The sequence below is a fragment of the Candidatus Enterococcus avicola genome (assembly GCF_047470845.1).
GTDB classification, from domain to species: Bacteria; Bacillota; Bacilli; order Lactobacillales; family Enterococcaceae; genus Enterococcus_D; species Enterococcus_D casseliflavus.
This window is the reverse complement of sequence record NZ_JBLGTY010000031.1, coordinates 1-25,746: the sequence shown is the minus strand read 5'-3', so window position 1 is coordinate 25,746 and position 25,746 is coordinate 1. Positions and strand designations below refer to the sequence as shown.

Sequence of the window (25,746 nt, the reverse complement as noted above, 5' to 3'; positions counted from 1 at the left end):
TATTATTGGGAATCCCAGCTTAAATCATAGATACCGTAAGGGATTTTATTCTTTATTTAAAACTTTGCAACAGAACCCTTTGCTTTCTTACTGGGAGAAATCTGTGAACGTGCCCAAGCACAAGTCAAATATGTAGAAAAAGAGTGGACAGCTCCTTTTGCACCCGCAGAGGTCATCAAAGAAATCGACGCATTTCAACCCAAGATCGTGGCGATGGTCCACGGGGAAACCGCCAATGGGCAAATGCAGCCGTTAGCAGAAATCGGGCAGTATTGTCGCGCAAAAGATATTTTCTTTGTCGTTGACATGGTGGCGACTTATGGTGGCGTGGCCCTGTCAGTCGATGATTGGTGTGTCGATTTAGCGATTGCCGGTACACAGAAGTGTTTAAGTGTGCCGTCTGGTCTTTCATTAGTGACCTACAACGAGCGAGTCGAAGCCGTCCTTAATGCTCGTTACCAAAAAGAATTAGGCTTGAGTAAAACGGATCGAAACAAGCGGCACATTATGAGCAATTACTTGGATTTGAGTCAACTGCAACGCTACTGGAACACAGAGCGAATCAACCATCACACAGAAGCGACGAGTATGATCTATGCGCTTCATGAAGGATTACGGATGCTGCTAAACGAAGGCATTGATGCAGCCTATCAACGTCATTTGACGAATGAAGGCGCGTTGGTCGCTGGACTGGAGGCAATGGGGCTGTCGATTTATGGCGAAAAAGCAACCAAAATGCCGACAGTTACCCCTATCTTTATTCCAGAAGGGGTTGATGGCGAAGCTGTCCGAGAAGAGATGCTTCACTCCTTTGGTGTAGAGATCGCTAGTTCATTTGGTGATCTAAAAGGAAAAATCTGGCGGATTGGAAATATGGGCTACAGCAGCCGCAAAGAAAATATTTTACATGTCTTAGCCGCGTTAGAAGGGGCACTATTGTACCAGCAAGCACCAATTTCTGCTGGCAAAGCGCTCATCGCTGCGTTAAATTACTACCAAAAAACGACTTAAATTTTTAGCACAAATGCACAATGACTGAAAGCGCTTTGTGAAAAATGACAAATGCAATCGTCGGCAAAAAAACGTACACTAAGACTATCTTAAAGCGCTTTCGTTGGCGTGCTTCACAAACTTTACTTGTGTAACTGATGGAGGGAAAAAAATGGAAATCAATAAAGAACGTGGTGGGCTTGCCTACTGGAAACAAATTATTATCTTAATGTGTTCAGGCTGGGTCACTATCTGGATTTATCGCGCTGCATTATCGCCAGTCTATCCGCAAATCAATGAGTCACTTGGCGGCAATATTTCTGATACAGCATTAGGATCGATTGCCAGCTTTTACTTTTTCGGCTATGTAATCATGCAGATCCCGGCCGGCTTTTTGGTGGATAAGATTGGGAAGAAAACAGTTCTGCTTCCAGGATTCGTGGTATTTGCACTGGCAGCTTTACTGATTTCACAAGCCTCTTCAATCTCCATGATCTATACCGGTAGCTTTTTAGCAGGGATCGGCTGTGGGTCATTTTACGGTTCAGCGTATTCTTTGACCTCACAGAACATTCCGAAAGAAAAGAAGAGCTTCTCAACAGCGATCGTCAATAGTGGTTCTGCCGTTGGTTCAGGGTTTGGGATGATCTTATCAAGCTTTATCGTTATTCAGATGAACATGCCTTGGCAAACAATGATGTATTTATCCGCTTTCTTGATCGTTTGTATGACGATCGCTTTTGCATTGGTAATCCGCAGCAACAAAGAAGACGTGGCTTTCTTGGAGAGCCAAGCAGCAGCTGAAGAAGAAACAACGGATCAGCCGAAAGAAAAAGTTTCCCTTTCGACCTTGTTCTCCCTGCGGATGCTCTTTACTTATGTGTTATATTTTGCGACGTGTTATGCCTACTATATGACGGTTACTTGGCTACCAAACTTCTTAGGAACAGAACGAGGCTTCCAAGGAGTCGCGATCGGTTTCTCTTCTTCATTGGTAGCATTTGCTTCCATTCCTGGGGCATTGTTCTTTAGCCGCTTGGCAGACAAATACATGCACAAAAAAGTAACTTTTATCGTTATTTTAGAAGTGTTGGCTGCGTTGATGTTATTAGTAACGGTGCAAGCGACAAATTCGACCTTCTTAATGATCGCGTTGATCTTGTACGGGTTCCTTGGGAAATTAGCGGTTGAACCAATCATCATTTCTTGGCTAGGGGAAAATGCACCCAAAGTTGGGGTCGGTACGACATTAGGGGTCTTCAACTTTTTCGGCATGATGTCTTCCGTTATCGCACCAACATTGACCGGATCGATCTCGGATGCAACAGGGTCAAAAGTAATGGGCTTTTATATCGCAATTATTTTGTTGATCGGTGGTACATTCTTATTCTTGACTGTAAACTCTAAGAAAACAGCCAAGTAGAAAAGTGAGGCACAACAGATGAAAAAACGATCCTTAAAAATCAATTTGACCAACCAAATCATGATTGCAACGGTATTGGGGATTTTTTGGGGCGTTTCCTTTCCCGGGTTAGGTGATCAAATGCAGCTAGTCGGGGACTTCTTCTTGCGACTGATTCAAATGTCTGTGGTCGTACTGGTCATGGGCTCGGTGATTGAAGCGGTGGGGGGACTTGATCCAAAAGAATTAGGTGGGATCGGCGGGAAAGTCTTCCTCTGGTTTACTGGATCGACCCTCGTCGCCGCTATTTTCGGTCTCTTGTTCGCCTTGATCCTCAAGCCTGGCGCCGGCCTTGATCAGTCCCTGCTGCAAAGTACAGAAACCGCATTAAGTACCAGCAGCATGGAAGAAGTCATCTTAAACTTTGTTCCACTGAACATTATTCAAGCCATGGTGGAGCAGAATATGATCCAAGTGATTATTTTTTCGCTCTTCTTTGGCCTTGCCTTGAGCTTGATCAAGCATGAAAAAAAGAATCAGCTGTTTCTAGATATGATCAGCAGTTTTAATCATATTTTGATAAAAATGGTCAGCATGATCATGAAGTTGGCGCCGATCGGGATTTTCGGCCTTGTTGCTTCCTTAGTAGAAGATACCGGTATTCGTGTGTTGGGAATGTTAGCCAGTTTTTTATTGACGTTAGCAGCAGCATCTTTGCTCTTTTTGTTTCTTTGGTTTCTCTTGACGTCGCTCTATTGCAAAGTTTCCTTGTTTCGTTTGATAAAGAACATGTGGCGCCTCTCGGTGGTTTCCTTTACGACCACCTCCTCTGCTGTTTCATTGCCGTTTCAAATCGAAGATGGCAAAGAGCGATTTGGGATCAGTGATCGAATCAATAAGCTCGTGATGCCTCTGGGCATGACCTTAAATAGCAATGGGCTCTCCTTATTTTTAGCCCTGGCAATCGTAACCGTTGCTCAGGCGTACCAGATCCAATTGAGCTGGGGGGATCTTTTGCAAGTGGTCTTGTTGTCCTCGTTGGCATGCTTGGGAACGATCGTCGTTCCAGGTGGCGGATTAGTCACACTGGCTACGGTTTTACCTATGTTAGGACTGCCTAATGAAAGCATCGCCTTACTGGCTGGGATCGATTGGTTTTCTGGGATGTTTCGGACCCTCTTGAATGTTGACCCTGACGTCACGGTGGCGTTGATCGTTGCTCATGATGAAGGAGAACTGGATCATGCAGTCTTCAATGGTGAAAAAGTCTCGGTCAAATTAGCAGAAAAAATCACCGATGGCGTATAAGACCAATCATTCTTGTGATGAAACTTTACTCTTTTTTGAAAACGTGCTACGATTGATTCGTTGATAGACTAAAGAAGCTTCCTGAAAATACCGTAAACGGTAAACAGTAGCGGCTGATTTTCCGCTGGTCATTCAACAGACAAATATGACAAAAAGAGGAGGAAAAAACATGACAGCATCGATGAAATTGTGGATTGACCTTTTGAATAGCTAATTTAAATCTATTTCAAAAGTCTAGGCAATCGTGATTTCAAGGGATGAGTGTCCTCTTTTTTCCAATTTCTTATTAAAATCAGGGTATAGCGGTAGGCTATGCCCTTTTTTTGTGCTTGCGTTTTCCTAGACGGGAAGGACAGACTGATGGAACAATTAAGTGTAAAAATAAACAAGCTAATCAAAAATTATGGGTCCAAAGAAGTACTGAACATTGAAGAACTGAGCGCCTATCAAACGGATCGTATCGGGATCGTGGGAGCAAACGGGCAAGGCAAGTCTACCTTGCTGAAGTTGATTGCGGGAGTGGTCGATCCTGATTCAGGAACGATCCAAAAAGAAAATTCGTTTCACTATTTCCCGCAAATCGCTGAGGTGACTGATAAGACGGAGGCCCTTGACTGGGCGCTGTTCGGTCGTTTTTCGATCCCAACAAATGAATTGGCGACACTAAGCGGCGGGGAGGAGACCAAATACCGGTTGGCACAAACGTTATCTTCCTATCAGTTAGGACTTTTGCTCGATGAGCCAACGACCCACTTGGACCAGCAAGGAATTCAAGTCTTGATTGATGAACTGCAGTATTATTATGGCACCCTGATCGTGGTCAGTCATGATCGGTATCTATTGAATCAGCTGGCAACGAAAATCTGGGAAGTCGATCAAGGAAAAGTCACCGAGTATTCTGGCAATTATGACAGTTACCGACAGCAAAAAGAGCAAGCGGCACAGCGTGTTGCCTGGGAGGCTGCGCAGTATCAGCAACAAAAACAGCAGTTGACCCAAGCAATCCAAAAGAAAAAAGAACAAGCGATCAAGAGCAGTCGTATTTCTGAAAAAAAGCGACAGCAGAACATCCGACCAGACCGTTTGTCGTCATCAAAACAAAAAGACACGGTGCAAAAGTCATTGCAAAAAACAGTCAAAGCCATGGAAAGCCGCTTGGATCAGTTGGAAGAAGTGAAGGGCGTCGCCCGGCAGCAGGTGATTCGTTTTCCAGTAGTCCCTGCAGTGGAGCTGCATAATAAACGACCGATTCGTGGGGAGCAAGTAACCATTCAAAGAGGGGCGAAACGTTTGCTAGACAGCAGCAGTTTCCAGTTTGCTGCCGGGAAGAAAATCGCTATCGTGGGTCCGAATGGTTCGGGAAAGTCGACTTTACTAAAAGAAATCATCGCAGGTGGAGAGGGAATCTATGTATCACCGAAAATCGTCTTTGCGGTCTACGAGCAAATGGGCTATCGAAAAAACAGCACCACACCGCTTTTGACGGAATTGATGGCTCAAACAGACTATCAGGAACCACTGGTCCGCAGTATTTTACACAATCTGGGATTTAGTCAGATTGACGTGATGAAGCCAGTCAATGTGCTAAGCGGCGGAGAAGCGACACGGGTCGAGCTCGCACGCATCTTTACTCAACCTGCCAATGTCTTGATACTTGATGAACCGACGAACTTTATTGATCTGCCGACAATCACCGTCTTGGAACAATTGATTCGCAGCTATCGAGGCATGGTTTTGTTCACATCTCACGATCAAGCGTTTATCGATGCCGTCGCGGATGATGTGTATCAAATCGATCATGGAAAATTAACATTGGTTTCCAGTAACTAGCAGCATTGTCGCTTTTATAACTGTATAAAGAAAAACAGCGCGGGAAAGGAAGCGACCGCCCAACGTTCGATCAACAATCGGCCGTTGAGCGGTCACTACAAAACCCGTGCTGTTTTTTTCGCAATCATCGGTATCGCCTAGCTGTTGCTACATCGCTTAATAAATCTTTTTCGTAAAGTATTTTAAGATCAGGGGAGAGATCAAGGTACTCAACAAGACAACGATCACCAAAGGGGAATACAATGCGGACGAAATCAATTGGTTTTGTTGACCAATCTGCAAAATGATCAATGCCATTTCACCTCGGGAAATCATTCCAGCTCCCACCATCCAAGCACTGTTGTTTGAGAATTTCGCGATTTTCGCCCCAACATAGCCGCCGACCAGTTTGGTCAAGATCGCGACCACGGTAAAGGCAAGAATAAAGAATAATTGCTCATTTAAGCGGGAAAAATCAACTTCTAAGCCAACGCTGACAAAGAACACCGGAATGAAGACGGCGTAACCTAATGCTTCGACACTGTGTTCCACTTCCTCACGAACCTTCGTTTGACTGACAGCGATCCCTGCGAAGAAGGCACCAATGACAGAGCTTAACCCAACGAGGTCAGCAAGATACGCCATTCCTAAGCAGATGATCAGTGACATGATGATCACCGCGGAATTTGCAAATAGCTTTTCTGCAAGTGCCAATAAGAACGGAGCGATCCATTTCACCAATAGAAAAATCAACACAAAATAAATCAATTCTACCAATAAGGTGATCGGCAGTGGTGTTGCTTGGCTGCTTTCGCCGCCTAAAAAGGAAAGGCTAAGACTCAAAACCAACACGACCAAAATATCATCCACGACGGAAGCACCAAGAATCGTCGACCCTTCTTTCGTATTCACCACATTCAACTCTTTCAATACTTCGACAGAAATACTGACTGAGGTGGCAGCTAACACGATCCCGAAAAAGAACGCTTCTGTGGGACTGCTTTGAAAACCGACCCCCGTGGCATACCCGAAGAGCATTGGGAACACGATCCCCAAAAGGGCAACGAGCATCCCAGGACGAAAATAGCGTTTCAATAAAGAAATATCACTTTCCAATCCCGCTAAAAACATCAGCAAAATAACACCAATCTCTGAAAAATCATGAACCAGAATATCTGGATGGACCCAATTGAGTCCTGCGCCTCCTAATAAAACCCCCGCTAACAACTGCCCGATGACAGCAGGAACGCCCATCCGTCTCGCCAGATGCGAGAAGAGGGTCGTCGTGATTAGGATCAAACACAAAATCCCGACAAAATGCATAAAACCTCATCCTTCTTTCCTATAACATACTCCCCTTTAGTATAGCATTCTCTCTTGAATTGAGCCTGTATCAAGCCTTTTTTATTAAAAGAGTTTCATTAAACCACACGTTTTTTGAGATAAGGAGGAAGCGAAGGCAATCAGAGTTTTTCTGTGCACTCGTCGAAATAAAAAAACATTATTTTTCACTTTACTTGTATCAAATTATTGTTTGAGCCAACGGGCGAGCTGCTGAAACACCATTTGGACTTGCGTCTCCTCGACGTTTTTCAAAAAATCGTGGGGCAAATCATAGACAGGGACAAATTTGCTTTTAGGCACTTTCTTCAAGCCTTTGCTGTAACGAAAAGGAACTTCCTCATCGGTACTGCTGGCACTGCTGAAAATTGGAGGAAATTGAGCAAGCAGCTCAGGATCAATGGCATAGTCAGAAAGAGCTTCAGCTGTTAGACCATAGATCGTGGTGAGTTCTTGCTGTTGAACCCAATAAACATAAGGCAAATAGCGCTGAAACTGCGGATCATCCCAAACGATCTCGGTTTGATCCAAAGAAGGGACTTGCTCTTTGCTTAAGAGCGGCTGCTGCAAGACTCGTTTGTTTTCAATAAAAGAAAGATCGGTATACCCATAAAAATTGACCAGTTTTTCAGGCAATCTCTGTTGTTCCTTCAGTAATTGCTGGGTCAGCGCCAGCATCAAATAACCGCCAGCTGAGCGTCCGCAGAAACAAAACGGGTTATCTTTAAGCACAGTTGCTTGCAATTCTTGAAAATTTTGCCAGTTCAGCGCCAAAATCTCCACTAACGAGGAATTGGGCGCCAGTAAATAATCGACTGTGAGGACGCTGTATTGCTGCTCTTGAAATAGTGCGATCAATGATGCGGGAATGTCTTGACGGGTTCCATAAACAAAACCGCCGCCGTGAAAGTAAATCAGGTATTTCTCCGAAGCAGGATAAAGGGACACCGAAGCACCGGTGGTCAATTGCCATTCTTTTTTCATTTTGCTTGACTCCTTTTCTGAAGCTCTAATAAATAGGTGCCGATCTCGTAATTGACTAATTGGATCGGACTTGTCAGATCGATCTCTAGTAGCTGTTCGATTTTGCTTAGCCGATAACGAATCGTTTTGGCATGAAGAAACAAGGTTTCAGCCGTATTTTTGTAATTGCGATTCGTGATAAAAAAGGTATACAGCGTTTTGAACAGCTCTTCATTTTCTTCCGAGAGTTGATACAGCTTCGGGGGAATGCTTTGCTGCAGCTTTTCCAGTTGGTTCTCCTTGATAAAGGAACTAAAGATACCTAAGTCGCTATAGGCAATGATCGGCGCCAAATAAAACTGCCGATTGAAGCGGATCGCATCCAAACACTCTGGCAGGATCTCTTTGATCTGTTCCTTGCGCAAGACTTCGCTGACCACTAAGCAGCCATGTTCATCGGCTAATAAGGCATTATCAAAATGTGTCTGCAGCATCTGTTTCGTCACCTGATGGGCGATCGATTGGAAATTATAGAGGATCACCAAATAGTTGTAGTGTTCGAAAAAGACGTGGGGTGTTTTCAACGCCCGTAGCTTGTGCAAGACGACGGACTTACGCTCCTTATCTTTAAAGCTGTTGGAAGCAAAGGCAATGCCTTGGTAGAAATCGTAGCGATCCAGTTGCGCTTCTTCTAACAAAAGATCCAGCTCAGCCAAATTACTAGGAGTGTTTTGTAAGATTGCATCGGCCAGATTGTTCATGCGATTGTAACGTTCTTTCTTCAACAAATACTCCATTTGGAGGCGTTCATAAATGACGTCGATCACATTTTCAATGATCATGACTTTTGCCTCAGGGATCTGCGAATCTTTCTGATAAACGATCAAGGTACACAGATCATTGTAAGGATTGATGATCTCTACTTTTATGGCAGTCACATATTGATTGTTTTCATGAGAAAATAATTCCAAATATTCGTAGTGGTTCTTGGTAAACTCGATGGTTTTCATGGGTTCTTGTTTGGTCACCACGAAATTTTTAAAGGATTGACCGACGGATACATGCACATCTAAATGGGGGATGCGCAAAGAACAAGGCTTTTCGATCAATTGATAGAACTCCTGCATGATCTGATCGAAAGAAGAGTGGTTGCGCTCGACTTTCATGAAGCGCTGGCGAACTTCGTAATAGGTACGCAGCAGCTGGGTTTGGTGATTCAGCAATGGTTCGTAAACCGCTAGCATGATGGCTTCATAGCTGACTTCTTGCTGCACTTTGATCAAAGGGATCTGATAAGCAAAGCTAAGCTCAATCACCCAATCTGGAATCATAGGGATCAAGCGATCCACTTTGATCACTAAACCGCTGACACCGATTTGCTGCATTTTTTCAAAAAAAACACGCAGTTCCTCAGGCGATTGGTCTTTGAAGGCATAAAAAGAAGTCAAAATCAATTGATGGGCTTTGCTCCATTTTTCGATATCCATCGCTTCCAGTACCATAACGGAACCAACGGAATTTGTTAAACCAATGGAGCCAGTCAGGACTTTACTTTTTTCAAAAAGCGGCAGTTCAACCAATTCTTTTAATTTCATAAAATGCTCCTTTTTTCTCTTTTGGATAAAAAGTATAGCATTTTTTTAGAACTTTATCCAATGAAAACGCAAACAATGCTCGTTAGAATGAGAGTATAAGAAAAGGAGGAGAACAAATGCTGCACACAGTAATCTTAAAGAATAACTATCAAGATTCCATTAACTTAATGCTGCTGACGAATACGATCAATGATCTAGGCGATGTCGAAATGAGTCAAATCATGATGGGGACGGATGCAAACAAAGATATATTAAATAACACTGGATTGCTTTCTAAAGAGGCAGAAGGTGCTTCACCCAACGATATGATGATCGTGGTCGATAGCCAAAACGAACAGATCATGGATCAAGTAATGCCAGCGATCGATTCATTTTTAGCTGATCTTTCAGCAAAAGATCAAGGCAAAGAAACGCCAGCGGCGGCTTCATGGCAAGAAGCCTTGAGCGCAATGCCAGATGCTAATGTTGCATTATTTAGTATTCCTGGGGAATATGGCGCAGCCGAGATGGAAAAAGCGCTAAAAAATGACTTGCATGTTTTCTCGTTTACGGACAATGTCGCTATCGAAGATGAAGTGCGTTTGAAAAAGCTGGCTCATGAAAAAGGCTTATTGATGATGGGGCCTGACTGTGGGACTGGTATTATTTCCAGCATTCCGATTGCCTTCACGAATGTCGTGGCACCAGGAAACATCGGCGTCGTTGGTGCCTCTGGTACGGGGATTCAAGAAGTGACGACGATCATTGACCGATTAGGCGGTGGTGTCGTTCATGCCATCGGGACCGGCGGACGTGACTTAAGCGACAAAGTTGGGGCGATCACTGTCAAAGATGCCATCGTTGCTTTAGAAAATCATGAACCGACAGATGTGATTTGCGTGATCTCGAAACCACCTGCAAAAGAAGTGCGGGATGAAGTCGTTCAATTGCTGCAAAGTATCAGCAAACCTGTGGTAGCGATTTTCTTAGGAGAAAAACCAGAAGCCCATGAAGGAAAAGTCTATTTGGCACATACTCTGGAAGAAACAGCGCGCATCGCTGTTGATCTTGCCAATGAAGAACCCGTCAAAGCGAACTATTTTGAACGCGTGGAAACCCCAGATGTGCCCAAACTCGCTGAAGATAAAGTGGTCAAAGGTCTTTATTCTGGCGGTACATTAGCTGCCGAAGCAGGAATGCTGATCTCCGAAGCCTTGAATCTAGAAGGCCTTGTAAAACAAGAAGGCTATATCTTGCATTCCCACGGCTATGATGTGATCGACCTTGGTGATGATATCTATACCCAAGGCAAACCGCACCCAATGATCGATCCTGAAGTGCGCATTAAAAAAATCGAAGACTATGTGCAAGATGAGCAAACAGGGGTCATTTTATTTGATGTGGTGTTAGGTTACGGCGCACATGCAGATATGGTAGGTGCACTGTTACCAGCCATCGAAGCTGCACAGCAAACAGCCCAAGCAGCTGATCGCGCGCTGTACTTTGTTGCTACCGTCTGCGGAACTGAAAAAGATCCGCAAAACTATCAAGAAGCAGTCAACCGTTTGAAAGCAGCTGACGTCTATGTGGCACCAAGCAATGCTCAAGCAGTGCAATTAGCCCTCGCCTTAAAAGGGGCGACTCTTTCTGAAGCAGACAAAGCGGTCTATGACTATACTGGTAGCAAAGTTGAGGTGCCGACAGTTAGCGAGAAAGTGATGGAGCTGTTGACCACCAAACCACGGATCATCAATGTTGGCTTGCAAAGCTTCAATGAATCGATCCTGCAATATGGCGGGAAAACAGAACAATTCAACTGGCGTCCTCGTGCCAACGGCAACAAGAAAATGATCCGCATTTTAGACGCGTTAGAAGAATTTGACGAAAAAATCACAGCTGAAAACCAAGCAGTGACGGATAAAATCAAAAATGCCCAACCATTCTTGATCGATGTCGTTCCAGCTAAATCAGTGATCGCTGAATTAAACGAAAGCCAGAAAACCTTGCTGCATGCAGGACCACCGATCCAATGGTCGGAAATGACGGGACCGATGCAAGGATCTTGTATCGGCGCTGCCTTGTTTGAACGCTGGGCGAAGGATGAAGACGAAGCCCGCCGCTTACTCGAAAGTGGGGAAGTCCGCTTTATGCCATGTCACCATGTCCAGGCAGTTGGACCAATGGGCGGGATCACTTCTGGGAATATGCCTGTCTTTGTGGTTGAAAACCGCCTTGTCGGCAACAAAGCCTACTGTATTTTGAACGAAGGGATCGGTAAAGTCTTACGATTTGGTGCCTATTCACAAGAAGTCATCGATCGTTTGGATTGGATCAAAGACGTCTTAGGACCAACCATTGCCAAGGCATTACAATTAACAGAAGAAGGCATCAACTTGAATGTATTGATTGCCCGGTCGATCACAATGGGGGATGAATTCCATCAACGAAATATTGCAGCATCATTGAACTTTTTGAAAGAGATCGCGCCGTTGATCATCCAAACAGAGATCGATGAAAAGCAAAAATATGAAGTGATCAAGTTCTTAGCAGATACCGATCAGTTCTTCTTGAATATCATGATGGCAACCGGGAAAGCCATCGTTGACGGTGCCCGTGTCGATGCCAAAGGAACGATCGTGACCACCATGACGAGAAACGGTGTTAACTTTGGGGTTCGTGTCGCCCAAACAGAAGACCAATGGCATACTGCACCAGTCAATACGCCGAAAGGTTTGTACTTTACTGGGTTTACCGAAGCAGATGGCAATCCTGATATTGGGGACAGTGCCATTACTGAAACCGTCGGTGTCGGAGCAATGGCGATGGTAGCCGCACCAGGGGTAACACGCTTTGTCGGCGCTGGTGGCTTTGAAGATGCGCTGGAAACTTCCAACGAAATGGCAAAAATCTGTTTCGGTCATAATCCGACCTTCTCGATCCCAACATGGGACTTCCAAGGGACTTGTTTGGGGATCGACATCCGTAAAGTCGTTGAAACAGGCATCACCCCAATCATTAATACTGGGATTGCCCATAAAGAAGCAGGTGTCGGTCAAGTCGGCGCAGGCACGGTGCGTGCACCGTTAGGCTGTTTTGAAAATGCCTTGACGGCTTATGCGAAGGATCTGGGGATCGAAGTTGACTGAGAAAATCAAAATCAGTGATTATCTAGACCCACTGCAACGATTCGGTCGTACCGGTCGGGTGCATAGCGTGTTTGATCGTTCATTCAATGTGATGATCGGGCAGCAGCTGGTCAATATCAACAACTATCGCAACTATTTAACTGGCTTCGGCGTCTTTTTACCCGATGCATTGTTTGAACAAGTCCTACCTTTGATCGAAGTCGGCAATCGCGTGCAAGTCCGAGAGCATGGTCTGACCTTTTACAGCACAAAAGGAACATTTTCTCTTTCATTAGAGGAGAAAGAATTGGTTTCGCTGCAGGTGAAGGAGTTATCCTTCACCTCTGCGGAATTGCAGCTTTTGAAAGAAATACTGCTTCAACAAGAACTAGAAACCAAGATTGGGTTGCCAGAAGATGAGAAAACCCAAGCAGTGTTTGCGGCATTGCGGCAGTCTGTCTCAGATTGGGAACCAATCATTGACCACCTGATTGGTCGCGGCAAAGGATTGACACCTAGCGGCGATGATCTTCTCGTTGCCTATCAAGCGATGCTCTATGCCTTGCAGCAGCCAGAAGCCGAAACGTTAGCGCAAGCATTGGCAAAACCGCTGTCTACGACGGATGTCAGCCTTGCATATATTCAAAGTGCCAGTCAAGGGTATGTCAATTCGGTAATGCTGCAATTATTCCAAGACGTAAAAAGCAAAAACCCACAGGTGCTGGAAAACGACGTGCAGCAGCTGATGTCCATCGGTCATTCGTCAGGCAAAGATCTTAGCTTTGGGTTGTTGTTAGCGTTGGAGTCATTGTCACTTGAGGAAAAAGAATAGAAAAGGGGAGAAATCATGGAAATCAGTAACCAGAAAGATGCGGTCAAAGTAAGCAATTCTTACTGGAAAAAAGTCATTGCTATTTTCTTTGTCGGCTGGATTTTAATGTACGCCACACGGACGATCTTCAATCCAATCATGGGTGTGATCGGTGAAGAATTCAATTTAAGTAACACACAACTAGGACTTGCCAATAGTATTTTCTTTTTGACTTATGCCGTTGCGCAAATTCCTTTTGGGATCATCGGCGACAAAATCGGTCGCAAATTAGTGATCGCTCTAGGCTTTGTTTTATTGGCGGTGACTACGTACTTCAGTGGGCTAGCCACAAGCTTTGTTTTGTTTTTAGTGATTCGTGCCATTGCAGGGATTGGTCAAGGTGCCTATTACGGTCCGCAATACGCATTGTCTACCGAAGCGATTCCCGACAACAAACGAACCGTCGGAAATGCCATTATCAACAGTGGGATGGCGTTTGGAACGTCTGGTGGGTACTTGCTTTCTAGTAAATTAGTCTTGGATAACGGGGGCCATTGGAGCCAACCCTTCTTCCTAATGGCAATTCCGACCTTGATCGTCGGTGTCTTGTTCTATTTTGTTTTGAAAGAAAAAGTGATTCGTCCAGAAGATGAAGGACAAGAAATAAAAGAAGAAGGGCCGAAAGAAAAGATTTCCTTGAAGCAGATTTTTTCAAACCGCAATCTCGTGGCAGCCTTTGTTCTATGCTTTACCAGCATTTATGCAAACTTTGTGATCATTACTTGGCTGCCGCAATTCTTGATTGCCGAGCGTGGCTTTGAAGGGGCGAGTGTCGGCTTTATTGCTTCCTTAGTCCCATGGGCATCAATTCCAGGTGCGTTGATTTTTGCTCGATTGAATGATAAAACAGGCGCAACGAAAAAATTAGTCTATTTATTGGTCCCATTGGCGACCCTTTCCGTATTTGCCATTGCCTTTGTAACGGATCGTACCTTATTGATCACTGTTTTGATTTTGTATGGATTGACTGGCAAGCTGGCGCTTGATCCAATCGTCGTGACCTTTGTGACGAAAAACGCACCAAAAGGCGCCTTAGGAACGACCTTGAGTGCCTATAATTTTATCGGGATGTCGGGGTCGATCTTAGCACCTTATGTTACTGGCTTTTTAGCCGATTCTTTAGGATCGATGCAGGTCGGGTTTTACCTGTCTTGTCTATTACTGCTGATCGGATTAGGTGTTTTTGCCGTATTAGCAAAGGAAAATCAGAAGGAGAGCATAAAATGAGTTTGAATGTGATCGCGTTAGGCGGCAATGCTATTTTAGATAAAGACCCTAGTGATGAAGGACAAAAAGCAGTTGTTGCGCAAGCAGCACGTTATATTGCCGATTTTGTCGAAAAAGGGGAAAAAGTCATTGTTTGTCACGGCAATGGACCACAAGTCGGCAACTTACTGTTGCAGCAAAAAGCAGGGGAAAGTGAAAAAAATCCCCAATTGAAATTAGACAGCTGCGTGGCGATGACCCAAGGAAGTATCGGTTATTGGCTGCAAAATGCCTTGATCAATGAGTTTGCCACACGTCAAGCACATCCTTCGGTGATCTCATTAGTCACCCAAGTTCGTGTCGATCCAGCAGATCCATCCTTTGAGAAACCTTCCAAACCAGTCGGACCTTTTTATAGTGAAGAGGAAGCCAATGCTGCGATGGCAGCCAATGGCGGGGTATATCAAGAAGATGCTGGGCGTGGTTACCGGAAAGTGGTTCCATCCCCGAAACCGCAAGAAATCGTTGAAAAAGAAGCCATCAAAACATTGGTCGATGCTGGTGTGATCACGATTTGCGCCGGTGGTGGTGGCGTACCTGTCGTTCGCAACGACAATGGGTTTACTGGCGTGGAAGCCGTCAACGACAAGGACTTTACCGCTAGTGTCTTAGCAAAAGACGTGCAGGCCGATCGCCTGATCATTTTGACTGGTGTCGACAATATCTACATCAATTACAACCAGCCGAATCAGCAAGCCTTAGGGGAAATCAGTGTGGCACAAGCCAAGGGCTACATCGAGGAAGGCCATTTTGCAGCGGGTAGTATGTTGCCAAAAATAGAAGCTGCGATTGATTTTGTCGAAGAAGATGCAGCCAGAACCGCGATTATTACCTCAATCGAAAAGTTAGCTGAACTGGATCAGCATACAGGAACCATACTTCGAAAATAAAGAGGGGATCAAAGTGAAAGCAAAAAAACTACCGATGGTGACGCAGATCGTTATTGCCGTTCTTCTAGGGATTCTTTGCGGTTTGTTCTTTGGGCAAGCCGCTTCGTTCCTAAAAATTTTGGGCGATCTTTTCTTGCGTCTGATGCAAATGGCGATCCCATTATTGATCGTTGGCCAAATCATTCAAGCAGTTGGGGGGATTGCCCCGAAAGAACTCACTCGTTTGGGTGGAAAAACGATCGCTGTCTTTGGGATTTCCTCCTTATTCGCTGCTGCATGGGGCGTGCTGATGGCGCTCTTCTTTGCTCCAGGCAAAGGGATCGACTTTTCACAAGCTGCCGGCGAACCTCTGCAAGCACAAGAAATTTCTATATCAGAGACAGTGATCAACTTTATTCCCACGAATATTTTCGATGCGTTGAGTAAAGGGTCAATTATTCAAATCATCGTTTTTGGGTTATTTTTTGGTGTTGCCCTCAATCGCTTTGTGCAAAAGAAACCTGAGTCAGCTCTTTATGGGCTGATCGTGGATCTGAATGAGGTCGTCATTGCCATCATTCGTTACGTGATGATCGTGGCACCAATCGGTATTTTTGCTTTGATCGCTTCAACGATCAGCTCCCTGGGCTTGCAGATCATTTTGCCATTAGGCAGCTATTTGCTCGTCTACGGTCTAGCCACCGTCACGTTCCTTGGGCTGTGGCTAGTCTTGTTGACCGTGTATTGTCGGATCAATCCGTTACGATTGATCAAAAATATGAAAAATATGTCGGTCATGGCATTGGCGACAACCTCCTCTGCCATCACGCTGCCGATCGCTATGGAAGAATCCCAGAATAAATTAGGACTCAGTAGCCGCATCACCAATTTGGTATTGCCGTTAGGGATGTCTTTGAACAGCAATGGGTCAGCGATGCATATGGCGATTACAGTCATGACGATCGCCCAAATGTATCAAATCAACTTTGACGGGATCCAAATGGTGACGGTAGCTGTAACTGCGACTTTCGTTTCTTTAGCCAATGCAGTTGTTCCCGGAGCGGGGTTAGTTTCCTTGGCAATCATTGTTCCCCAGCTCGGTTTACCAATCGAAAGCATTGCGCTATTTGCTGGTGTCGAATGGTTTGTTGGTATGCTGCGGACGATCTTGAACGTGAACTCAGATGTCTATTCAGCGCTTTTGATCGCTAAGTCTGCTGATGAACTCGATCATCGCGTGTTTAATCAATAAGAGAAGCCGTTGCCAAGCGTGCTTCTCTTTTTCTAAGGAGGAGAAAAGATGGAAGAAATGAGCAGACGATCTCTGCTGGAATTAGAAGCATTGATGAAAAAGAAACTCTTGGCTGCTGGTTTGCCAGAAGCCGCTGCCAGTGAAACAGCGGCGCATTTGACCTTTGCGGATGCGTGCGGGATCCATTCTCATGGTGCCGTGCGGATGGACTACTATGCCGAGCGCTTAGTAAAAGGCGGCATCACGCTAGAACCAAACATGTCTTTTGAAAAAACAGGCGCCGCTACTGGAATTTTTCACGGAGATAACGGCATGGGGCATTATGTGTGCAACGAAGCGATTGCGATCGCCATTCATCTGGCGAAAGAAGCAGGGATCGCTGCAGTAGGAATCGAGCAGACCAGCCATAGCGGGACGATGGCGTATTACGTCAAACAGGCTGCTGAAGCCGACTTAGTGGCGATCGCCATGTGTCAATCGGATCCGATGGCGGTGCCTTTTGGTGGGACCGAAAACTATTTTGGCACCAATCCAATCGCGTTTGCAGCACCACGAGCCAATCATCCGCCGGTGGTTTTTGATATGGCGACAACGGTTCAAGCGTGGGGCAAAATTTTGGACGCTCGCTCGAAGAAGCAGCAGATCCCCGATACTTGGGCCGTAGACGAGCAAGGCTTGCCTACCACCGACCCCTATGCAGTCCAAGGATTATTGCCAATCGCTGGTGCCAAAGGATATGGCTTGATGATGATGGTGGATATTTTAGCTGGCTCGATGTTGGGCTTGGCTTTTGGTAAACAGGTCACCTCCATGTATGCGGATTTGACGGAAAAACGTCGCTTAGGACAATTTCTTCTTGTGATCGATCCGTCTCGTTTTACGGACACCGAAACCTTCAAGCAAAGCGTCGATCAGATGGTGACTGAGCTGCATGCAATCTCGCCAGTAAAAGGGCAATCACAAGTCTACTATCCTGGAGAGATCAGCCAAATACACTTTGAAAAAGCTCAGCAAGAAGGGGTCCTGATCCCCAAAGCGATCATCGATTATCTCGAAAGCGAAACCCTCCATTTTGATCGCTATGGTAGTCAAGATTCCTTTGCTAAATAAAGATTTGCAGAAGACGGTTGGTTCATAGGGGTATTGAACCAACTGTTTTTTTGCTGTGTGGAGCAAAGAGAATTTTTCCGTCAAAAAATCGCAGCTTTTTGACAGGAGCAGACGAATTCTTTGAGTTGGTTCATTTTTTTCAAAGCATTTCTTAAGCCATTCGCCCTTTGATTGCTTGTTTTTTGGAATATGGTAGAATAGGTCGCATAAGTTTAGATCACTCAAGAAATGAGAGAAAAGCGAGGATGCAGCGTGGCAATGAATAAAGTGGTTCTTACTGGGAAAATCGCAGCGATGCCTAGTAAAGAAGCGTTTGATGCGGCGGACGATCAGGGCGTACGTTTTGATCTTGTCATTGTATCTCAATGGCAAAACAGTGAAGAAGTGCATCATGAATGGTTTGCTTGTGTCGTTCATGGGAAACAGGCAGAGACCTTTTTACGGTATACTCAAAAAGGAGCAAGTATTAAAATCAACGGACACTTGCAAGGCTGTCCGTATGAAACAGCAGAAGGGCAAAGATTTTGTGCGGCAGAAGTGGTGGTGGATACCTTTCAAATTTTAGAGTTAGCAGAAGAACCAGCGACGCCTTTTCCTAAAAAGCGACCATCGACACTTGATGAAACGACGCAAACAAAGTCGATCCGCAATGAAAAAGATCCCCTAAAAACACAGATGCTGGAGTTTTTAAAAGACAATCGATTATTTTAATGACGAAACATGCGGAAAGCCACGGCTTCTCGCATGTTTTTTTACGTAGAGAAAGCATTGGCAAAATTCAACTATATCTGACTAGCGGTGTTCTTTATTGCGAATCAAAGAGGCGGTTGAATAGAATGGTGATTGTAATAAATGATCGCGAAAGTGAAAATAGTGTTTCACAAAAAGTGCCGATTGGTTTAGAATAGTTGAAACATATCTTGAGGGAAAAAGTGGCGCTTGCCTTGTTCAACTGCTAGATGCCGCTTTTTTCTGAAAAATTCGTTAATCAGGGAGGGATGTCGATGGGCAAACCAATTATAGGGATCGCTGCGAATGAAGTGCAAGATGCTGGCGATGTGCTGCATCATTTGCCGATCGCCTACACACCATTAGGGTATGTGCGAGCGATCCAGCAAGCGGGCGGACTGCCATTGCTCTTGCCAATCAGTGAACCAGCTATAGCCAAGGACTATGTTTCACAGATCGATAAACTGGTGTTAGCTGGTGGACAAGATGTTTCACCCAAGTTTTATGGGCAGGAGGCCCATCAGGCAACTGGAAGCGGCTTTTTGGCACGGGATGAGTTTGAACTGGAGCTGATCGATGAAGCGCTGCTGCAAAAGAAACCAATTTTTGCGGTTTGTCGGGGGATGCAGCTGGTCAACGTGGCCTTTGGGGGCACGCTGCAGCAAGACATCAGTACCTTCAGTGAGATCATTCATATGCAGGCGCCGATTCCGAAAGAAGTGCCGACCCATGCCATCGCGACGGCTGAAAAAAGCATGTTGGCTCGTGTATACGGTCAAAAAACAAAGGTCAATTCCTTTCATCATCAAGCGGTGGATCGATTGGCTCGTCCATTGCAAAAGACAGCTTGGAGTCCTGATGGCATCATTGAAGGCATTGAACACGTGGGTCAGCGCTTGTTGGCGGTTCAGTGGCATCCTGACTTTGCCTATGATGCGCTTTTACAAGAACAAGCGGTTTTCAAGTATGTCGTTGACGTGTTGTAAGAAAGAAGGTCACGCAAGGAGGAGAAAAATGAAAAAGAAAATGATTGGTATCACTGCTTTCACAGTATTGGTTTTAAGTGCCTGCAGTACCACGAGTCCCACGACGGATTCTGGACAGCAAGAGGAGCAAGGCGCTGTTGCGCAAGAGATTCAAGTATCAACCGCGGGCGCCTTATCGACCCTTGATAGCGGGCAATACACGGATGTCAACAGTTCCGATATGATCGGACAAGTGGCAGAAGGGTTATACCGTCTGGATCAAGAGGGGGACCCTGAGCTTGCGATGGCCGCTGAAGAGCCTACGGTATCAGAAGATGGACTGGTTTATACCTTCACCATTCGTGATGCAACATGGAGCAATGGCGATCCTGTTACAGCGGATGATTTTGTCTACGCCTTTCAATATGTTGCCAATCCAGAGAACGGTTCTAGCAGCAGCAATCAAATGGATGTGTTGAAAAATGGCAGTCAAGTACGTCAAGGAGATGCTGAGGTCAGTGAGTTAGGTGCCAAAGCATTGGACCAGCAGACGTTAGAGCTGACATTGGCAAGTCCGATCTCGTATTTGGATCAGATTCTGGTCGGGACACCTTTTATGCCAAAAAATCAAGCGTTTGCTGAAGAAAAAGGCGCCGATTATGGGTTGTCGGCGGAAAATTTTGTCGGCAATGGCCCATTCTTGATCGAAGGGTGGAACGGGACCAACGAATCATGGACGTTAACGAAAAATCCTGATTATTGGGATGCTGAGAATGTCCAATTGACCAAGATCGACGTGCAAGTAGTGAAGGAAACGGCAACTGGTGTCAGCCTTTTTGAAACAGGAGAACTGGACTACACCACCTTAACGGATACGTACGCGCAGCAATACCAAAACTCAGCTCAAGCCAACTATGTGCCAAAGGCGCTGGTGGGGTATTTAAGTGCCAACCAAAAACGAGAAGTCACAGGCAATGTCAAGGTACGTCAGGCGATTTTACAAGCCATCGACAAAGAGGCATTTGCTGAAAATATCTTAGGCGATGGATCCACTGCATTGAACGGCTTTGTGCCAAGCAACTTTGCCAAAGATCCTGAAACAGACCAAGATTTTCGTGAAGAAAATGGCGATTTACTGCCGTATGATCTCACAGCCGCACAAGCGCTTTGGGCACAAGCCAAAGAAGAGTTGGGACAAGACGAGATCACTTTGGAACTGTTGTCAGCAGATACAGCAGCAGCCAAGAAAACCATCGAATTTGTCCAAGGACAGTTAGAAACTAATTTGCCTGGTTTAACCATCGATGCCAAGTCGATTCCTTTACAAAACCGCTTGGACTTGCAATCCCAAGGTGAATTTGATCTCGTCTTCGGGACTTGGACACCAGATTACGCGGACCCGATCAACTTCTTAGAATTTTATGATTCGACAGGTGGCTTGAATACCTCTGGGTATGCTAGTGAAAGGTACGACCAAGGGTTACAAGAAGCACGGACGACTTTAGCAAACGACCCAGCTGCCCGTTGGGACTTATTGAAAGAACTCGAGAAACAATTGATCGTTGAAGATACAGCCGTCTTGCCGTTATATCAAGGAGCGGTAGCGTATTTGAAAACAGATCGCTTGCAAGGGGTGCAAGTGTTTCCTTTTGGACGAACAGTATCCTATCGCCTAGCATCTGTCACAGAATAAACAGGTAGTAAGAAAACAGAGGAACTTTTTTTTAACCAATTGTGCTGATCAAACAGCGCTTGTTGAAAAGAGGGGCATCTGTTTTTTTATTTTTGCCAAAATCCTTGCAACTCTTGGGATAAAACAGGAATTCGTTTTCAAAAAAAGGTTGTTAAAAAGGACTGTTCTGACATTCGTATTTTTAGAAAAGTCAATCTTTTTTAAAGAAAATTAATAAAAGTTGTTGCATTCTCAGAAACTTATCTGTAAAGTGTTAGGTGTAGTCAGCAAAAATAAAAAGAGAAGGAGGGATTACGATGCAAAAAGTATTTGATAAAAAAACAACCAAATTGAATAAAGTGAATCCCTCATTCGGTAACCATTAGTGTACAGATAATGTCTATAATAACGACGTTTATGCTCTGTCCTTTTTCCGAAGGGACAGAGCTTTTTTGTGTACTTTTTTAGAATGTGAGGGATAAAACATGAAGTATGTATTAAAACAATTAACAACGTATTTTAAAGAACATAAGGTGCGCTATACCTTTGTATTCGTCTTTATGGTGATCGCTAGTGCGATGTATGTCGCACCGATCTATATTCTGCGCTTGTTCATTGATGCGTTGATTCAAGATAATTTTGATTACTCCGTACTGATCCAATATGTGAGCCTCTTCGCGGGAGCTATCTTGTTAGGATATTTGGCGGAATTTGTTTGGACGTTTAATTTATTTATTGGTTCCTACGATTTGCAAAAACAATTACGGGAACAATTGATGAGCCACTTTCTCAAAATGGGGGCGCCGTTTTACCATCGTTTCCGAACAGGTGATTTAATGACTCGTTCCAGTGACGATGTCCAAGTGATGGGGATGACCGTTGGGTATGGACTGATGGTTTTCTTAAATACTAGTTTGTATCTAAGCTTTATCGTAGCGATGATGGCTGGGACGGTTTCTTGGCTACTGTCCTTGATTGCCTTGATTCCAATGCCGCTTTTAGCCTATTACATTTTCAAATGGGGCTCGCAAGTCGATAAGGCGTTTACGGAAGCGCAGAATTCTGTTTCTGAGATGAACAGTGAAGTGCTGGAGATCATTGATGGCATTCGGGTCGTCCGAGCTTATGGACTAGAAGGAGCCACCACGGAACAGTTTCGAAAGAAAACACTGGAAACACGAGCGAAAAACAATATCGTATCTGAGATCGATTCCCGTTTTGGGCCGCTGATTACCATCATCTTAGCGATCAGTTTCGTGATGAGCTTTGGTGTGGGGGCGTTTCTTGTTGCCAACCAAACGATCACCATCGGTGCGATGGTCTCTTTCCAAGTGTACTTGACAATGGTCGTTTGGCCGATGATCTCAGCAGGAGATCTTGTGAATGTGATGCAGCAAGGTGCCGCATCCTGGCGTCGGATCAATGAAGTGCTGCAGACGGGGGATGAATTAGAAACGCCAGGCGAAGCCGACCTGCAAGCCATCAATACGATCCGTTTTGAAGCATACCATTTCCAATACCCGCAAGCAGCTCGTTATGTGTTAGAAGGACTGGATTTGACGATCACTCGTGGAGAAGTCTTAGGGATCGTTGGGAAGACCGGCAGCGGAAAAACGACGCTGCTAAGACAATTCGGTCACCGCTATCCATACTCTGATCAAGTCCCCTTGATCAACGAGCAGCCGTTGACGGCCTATCAAACAACAGCAGTGCGCAACCACTTTGCAGAAGTGCCGCAAGAACATACCTTGTTTTCACGAACGATTCGCGAGAACTTGTTATTCGGACAGCCAGACGCTTCCGAAGAAGTATTGTGGGAAGCACTGGAAGCTGCTTGCTTTAGCGAAGACATCAAGTGGATGCCAGAAGGGCTCGAAACGGTCGTCGGTGAGAAAGGCGTTTCCCTTTCTGGTGGACAAAAACAGCGCTTGTCCTTAGCACGGGCGTTTTTACGAAACAGTGAAGTCCTCTTACTGGATGATGCCCTTTCGGCAGTTGATGCCAAAACGGAACAAGCCATCATCACGAATTTGAAAACGATGAAGCAGGCACCGACCTCCATCATCGTGACCCATCGATTGTCCGCCATCACCGAAGCGGATCAAATCATCGTCTTAGAAGACGGACGGATCACACAGCGTGGTACCCATCAGGAGTTGATCGAAACGCCAGGCTGGTACCAAGAGCAGTATTATCATCAACAGTTAAAGGAGGACGATACGAGTGTTCTCAACGATTAAACGTTTGCTCACGTATTTGAGCTATTATAAAAAACAATTTACCGTGGGTGCGATCTTGCTGTTGCTGGCTGCAGCGCTCGAACTGACTTCACCACTGATTGCCAAGCAGCTGATCGACCGAGTGATGACACCGGCGGTTAACAGTAGCAATTTAGACACGATGCTTTTGATCCAATTGCTCGCTGGGTATTTGCTGGTCAATTTGATTGGTTCCCTCTTTCGTTATATCAGCTTGCTGCAATTGCGAAAAATGTCCAACAGTATCGTCAAAAAAATGCGGGATCAGCTTTTTGACCATATGCACAAATTACCGGTTTCTTACTTTGACCAGATCCCAGCAGGTAAAGTCGTTGCACGAATCACGAATGACACCGAAGTCTTGCGGTCTAATTTCTACGTGATCGTGATCAGTAATTTGTTAAGCAACATCATCCAAATCATTGGTGCGTTTATTGCATTGTTTCTTTTGAATCGTACCTTAGGAGCAGCGATGCTGATTTTGATCCCGATTTTAGGAATCTGGCAGCACTTTTATACCAAATATGCCTCTCGTTACAATTTAGCAATGCGGGAATACATCTCACAAATCAGTGGGCAGTTGAATGAATTTGTCCAAGGAATGGCGATCATCCAAGCCTTCCAACGAGAAAATCAGTTGCAGAAAGAATTTAATGAAACAGTAGAGAAATGGTTCAAAACTGGACGTAAATACCTCTTGCTCGATTCAAGTATCGCTTGGGGATTAGGCAATTTGTTGCGAAATTCAACGATCTTGATTTTGATCACGACCTTGGCCGCCTTTTTCCTTGATGGCCGTTTGGCGATCTCAGCAGGCTTGCTGTATGCCTTTATTGATTACATCAACCGCCTGTATGATCCCATCGAAGGGCTTGTCCAAACCATCACCAATGTGCAGCAATCATTAGCTGCTGGACAGCGGGTCTTTGAGTTTGCTGATCAGCCGGTTGAAAAACAACAAAGTGAGCAGCTGACTGTCACGAATGGCGATGTTTCTTTCCAACAAGTGACCTTTGGCTACGACCCTGAGCAAGCGATCTTGCACGATATCAACTTTGACGTTGCCGCAGGAGAGACCATTGCTTTAGTTGGTCATACTGGTTCTGGAAAATCGAGTATTTTGAACCTGTTGTTCCGTTTTTATGATCCGCAGCAGGGAAAAATCGTTGTGGATGGACAAGTGATCGCTGATTATGATCGTCATAGTTTAAGAGATTCAATGGCGATCGTCATGCAAGATCCCTATCTATTTACTGGAACGATCGCCAGCAACATCGGGATGAACGATCCAACGATCACCGAAGCGATGATTATCGATGCCTTGAAACAAGTCGGCGCTGACTACCTTTTGAGCCGCTACGAAAAAGGCATCCATCATCCGGTCGTTGAAAAAGGCAATGAGTTTTCTAGTGGAGAACGCCAGCTGATCAGTTTCGCCCGTGCGCTGGTGTTTGATCCAAAAATCTTGATTCTGGATGAAGCGACGAGCCATGTGGACACTGAAACAGAGTCCATCATTCAAAAGGCGATGACCGTCTTGCAAAAAGGACGGACGACCTTCATGATCGCTCACCGTTTGTCAACGATCAAACAAGCCGATCAAATCTTGGTCCTAGACCAAGGGAAGATCGTGGAACGGGGAACCCATGCAAGTCTTGTCCAAGGGCAGGGAATCTATCAGCAAATGTATCAAATGCAGGCAGAGCAGCTGTAATCAGCGGTGATTGCCGACAACAGTAACCGTAAAAGAAAATCCTTGAGCCTCCTGCATGGGAAGTGGCTCAAGGATTTTTTATATAATGCGAAGGTGCAGCCAATCATCTATGGGGAGTAGGAAGAGGAGGCCTTCGCTTATATATCAGTAGGAAAAGCGGCAAGGTGTTGTCGTAATTTTGTTAAGAAACGCTCGCCGATCACTGATAATGGGCGAGCGTTCTTTTTAATGAGGATGATCTCACCCTCGGACGCGTCGATCAAAGGAAGAAAAGCCAAGCCTTGGCGTTCTGGTTGGGCAACGATCCCCGAGCCGGTTCCATACAGATCCGTCTGCTGTAATAGCTGGACCATCGTGCCTCGATCGCTGACATGCACCACTTGAGGGCTTTGAGCAAAGTCGATCAAATCTTCGGAAAAGAACGAATAGCGTTCATCTTCTTGCAAAAAGCGTGGTTTGGCAACACTTTTTTAGACAAATTTTATAAGGTGTTCTTTTCATTATCTATCCGAAGCCTCCGATTGCCCT

Annotated in this window: 18 protein-coding genes and 1 pseudogene; 15 read left to right on the top strand and 4 right to left on the bottom strand. The window is 45.2% G+C overall.

Annotated elements, in window-relative coordinates; genetic code table 11:
- Window positions 1–78: 78 nt before the first annotated feature.
- The 4 genes and pseudogenes from ACI3E5_RS16325 to abc-f form a co-directional block, all read left to right on the top strand.
- Window positions 79–1,011 (top strand): annotated as a pseudogene (locus ACI3E5_RS16325) (pyridoxal-phosphate-dependent aminotransferase family protein); the annotation flags it as partial.
- Window positions 1,012–1,162: 151 nt separating this feature from the next.
- A complete protein-coding gene (locus tag ACI3E5_RS16320) occupies window positions 1,163–2,413 on the top strand; it encodes an MFS transporter (RefSeq protein WP_005225368.1) in 1,251 nt (416 codons plus the stop codon).
- Between the two features lie 18 nt (window positions 2,414–2,431).
- Window positions 2,432–3,700 (top strand): dicarboxylate/amino acid:cation symporter, encoded by a 1,269-nt coding sequence (locus ACI3E5_RS16315; protein ID WP_349707219.1) that lies wholly within the window; start codon window positions 2,432–2,434, stop codon window positions 3,698–3,700.
- A gap of 360 nt (window positions 3,701–4,060) precedes the next feature.
- A complete protein-coding gene (gene abc-f / locus ACI3E5_RS16310) occupies window positions 4,061–5,530 on the top strand; it encodes a ribosomal protection-like ABC-F family protein (RefSeq protein ID WP_144770661.1) in 1,470 nt (489 codons plus the stop codon).
- 156 nt (window positions 5,531–5,686) lie between these two features.
- On the opposite strand, the gene ACI3E5_RS16305 is transcribed toward abc-f, so the two are convergent.
- The 3 genes from ACI3E5_RS16305 to ACI3E5_RS16295 form a co-directional block, all read right to left on the bottom strand.
- On the bottom strand, window positions 5,687–6,832 hold the full coding sequence (locus ACI3E5_RS16305) for a cation:proton antiporter (protein WP_144770663.1): 1,146 nt from the start codon (window positions 6,830–6,832) through the stop codon (window positions 5,687–5,689).
- Window positions 6,833–7,036: 204 nt separating this feature from the next.
- On the bottom strand, window positions 7,037–7,834 hold the full coding sequence (locus tag ACI3E5_RS16300) for an alpha/beta hydrolase (RefSeq protein ID WP_144770665.1): 798 nt from the start codon (window positions 7,832–7,834) through the stop codon (window positions 7,037–7,039).
- Entirely contained in the window at window positions 7,831–9,408 is a 1,578-nt protein-coding gene (locus tag ACI3E5_RS16295) for a PucR family transcriptional regulator (RefSeq protein WP_428207811.1), read from the bottom strand. Before ACI3E5_RS16295 ends, ACI3E5_RS16300 begins: the two co-directional genes overlap by 4 nt.
- 116 nt (window positions 9,409–9,524) lie before the next feature.
- On the opposite strand from ACI3E5_RS16295, the gene ACI3E5_RS16290 reads away from it, so the two are divergent.
- From ACI3E5_RS16290 to ACI3E5_RS16240, 11 genes are all read left to right on the top strand, one after another.
- On the top strand, window positions 9,525–12,533 hold the full coding sequence (locus tag ACI3E5_RS16290) for a bifunctional FdrA/YlbE family protein (RefSeq protein ID WP_428207812.1): 3,009 nt from the start codon (window positions 9,525–9,527) through the stop codon (window positions 12,531–12,533).
- Window positions 12,526–13,344 carry an oxamate carbamoyltransferase subunit AllH family protein gene (locus tag ACI3E5_RS16285; protein ID WP_228077377.1) on the top strand — a complete coding sequence of 273 codons (819 nt, stop codon included), beginning with the start codon at window positions 12,526–12,528 and terminating at the stop codon, window positions 13,342–13,344. Before ACI3E5_RS16290 ends, ACI3E5_RS16285 begins: the two co-directional genes overlap by 8 nt.
- Before the next feature lie 15 nt (window positions 13,345–13,359).
- Window positions 13,360–14,610, top strand: coding sequence for an MFS transporter (locus ACI3E5_RS16280; protein WP_428207813.1), 1,251 nt, complete (start codon window positions 13,360–13,362; stop codon window positions 14,608–14,610).
- Complete coding sequence (gene arcC / locus ACI3E5_RS16275) at window positions 14,607–15,539, top strand: carbamate kinase (RefSeq protein ID WP_008379201.1); 933 nt, start codon at window positions 14,607–14,609, stop codon at window positions 15,537–15,539. The genes ACI3E5_RS16280 and arcC overlap by 4 nt, the downstream gene beginning before the upstream one ends.
- A 13-nt stretch (window positions 15,540–15,552) precedes the next feature.
- Entirely contained in the window at window positions 15,553–16,770 is a 1,218-nt protein-coding gene (locus ACI3E5_RS16270) for a dicarboxylate/amino acid:cation symporter (RefSeq protein WP_010747683.1), read from the top strand.
- A gap of 48 nt (window positions 16,771–16,818) precedes the next feature.
- The gene (allD, locus tag ACI3E5_RS16265; protein WP_010747684.1) at window positions 16,819–17,880 is read left to right on the top strand and encodes an ureidoglycolate dehydrogenase; all 1,062 of its coding nucleotides are present in this window, start codon (window positions 16,819–16,821) and stop codon (window positions 17,878–17,880) included.
- A 228-nt stretch (window positions 17,881–18,108) separates the two neighbouring features.
- A complete protein-coding gene (ssb, locus tag ACI3E5_RS16260) occupies window positions 18,109–18,591 on the top strand; it encodes a single-stranded DNA-binding protein (RefSeq protein ID WP_034695396.1) in 483 nt (160 codons plus the stop codon).
- Window positions 18,592–18,884: 293 nt separating this feature from the next.
- Window positions 18,885–19,595, top strand: a complete 711-nt coding sequence (locus ACI3E5_RS16255) for a gamma-glutamyl-gamma-aminobutyrate hydrolase family protein (RefSeq protein WP_262119050.1) — start codon at window positions 18,885–18,887, stop codon at window positions 19,593–19,595.
- A gap of 28 nt (window positions 19,596–19,623) precedes the next feature.
- Window positions 19,624–21,267, top strand: a complete 1,644-nt coding sequence (locus ACI3E5_RS16250; RefSeq protein ID WP_142973712.1) for a peptide ABC transporter substrate-binding protein — start codon at window positions 19,624–19,626, stop codon at window positions 21,265–21,267.
- A gap of 464 nt (window positions 21,268–21,731) precedes the next feature.
- Complete coding sequence (locus ACI3E5_RS16245; protein WP_262119052.1) at window positions 21,732–23,486, top strand: ABC transporter ATP-binding protein; 1,755 nt, start codon at window positions 21,732–21,734, stop codon at window positions 23,484–23,486.
- Window positions 23,470–25,218 (top strand): ABC transporter ATP-binding protein, encoded by a 1,749-nt coding sequence (locus ACI3E5_RS16240; protein WP_005225384.1) that lies wholly within the window; start codon window positions 23,470–23,472, stop codon window positions 25,216–25,218. Before ACI3E5_RS16245 ends, ACI3E5_RS16240 begins: the two co-directional genes overlap by 17 nt.
- A 137-nt stretch (window positions 25,219–25,355) precedes the next feature.
- On the opposite strand, the gene ACI3E5_RS16235 is transcribed toward ACI3E5_RS16240, so the two are convergent.
- Window positions 25,356–25,664 (bottom strand): hypothetical protein, encoded by a 309-nt coding sequence (locus tag ACI3E5_RS16235; RefSeq protein WP_498822107.1) that lies wholly within the window; start codon window positions 25,662–25,664, stop codon window positions 25,356–25,358.
- Between the last annotated feature and the right edge of the window lie 82 nt (window positions 25,665–25,746).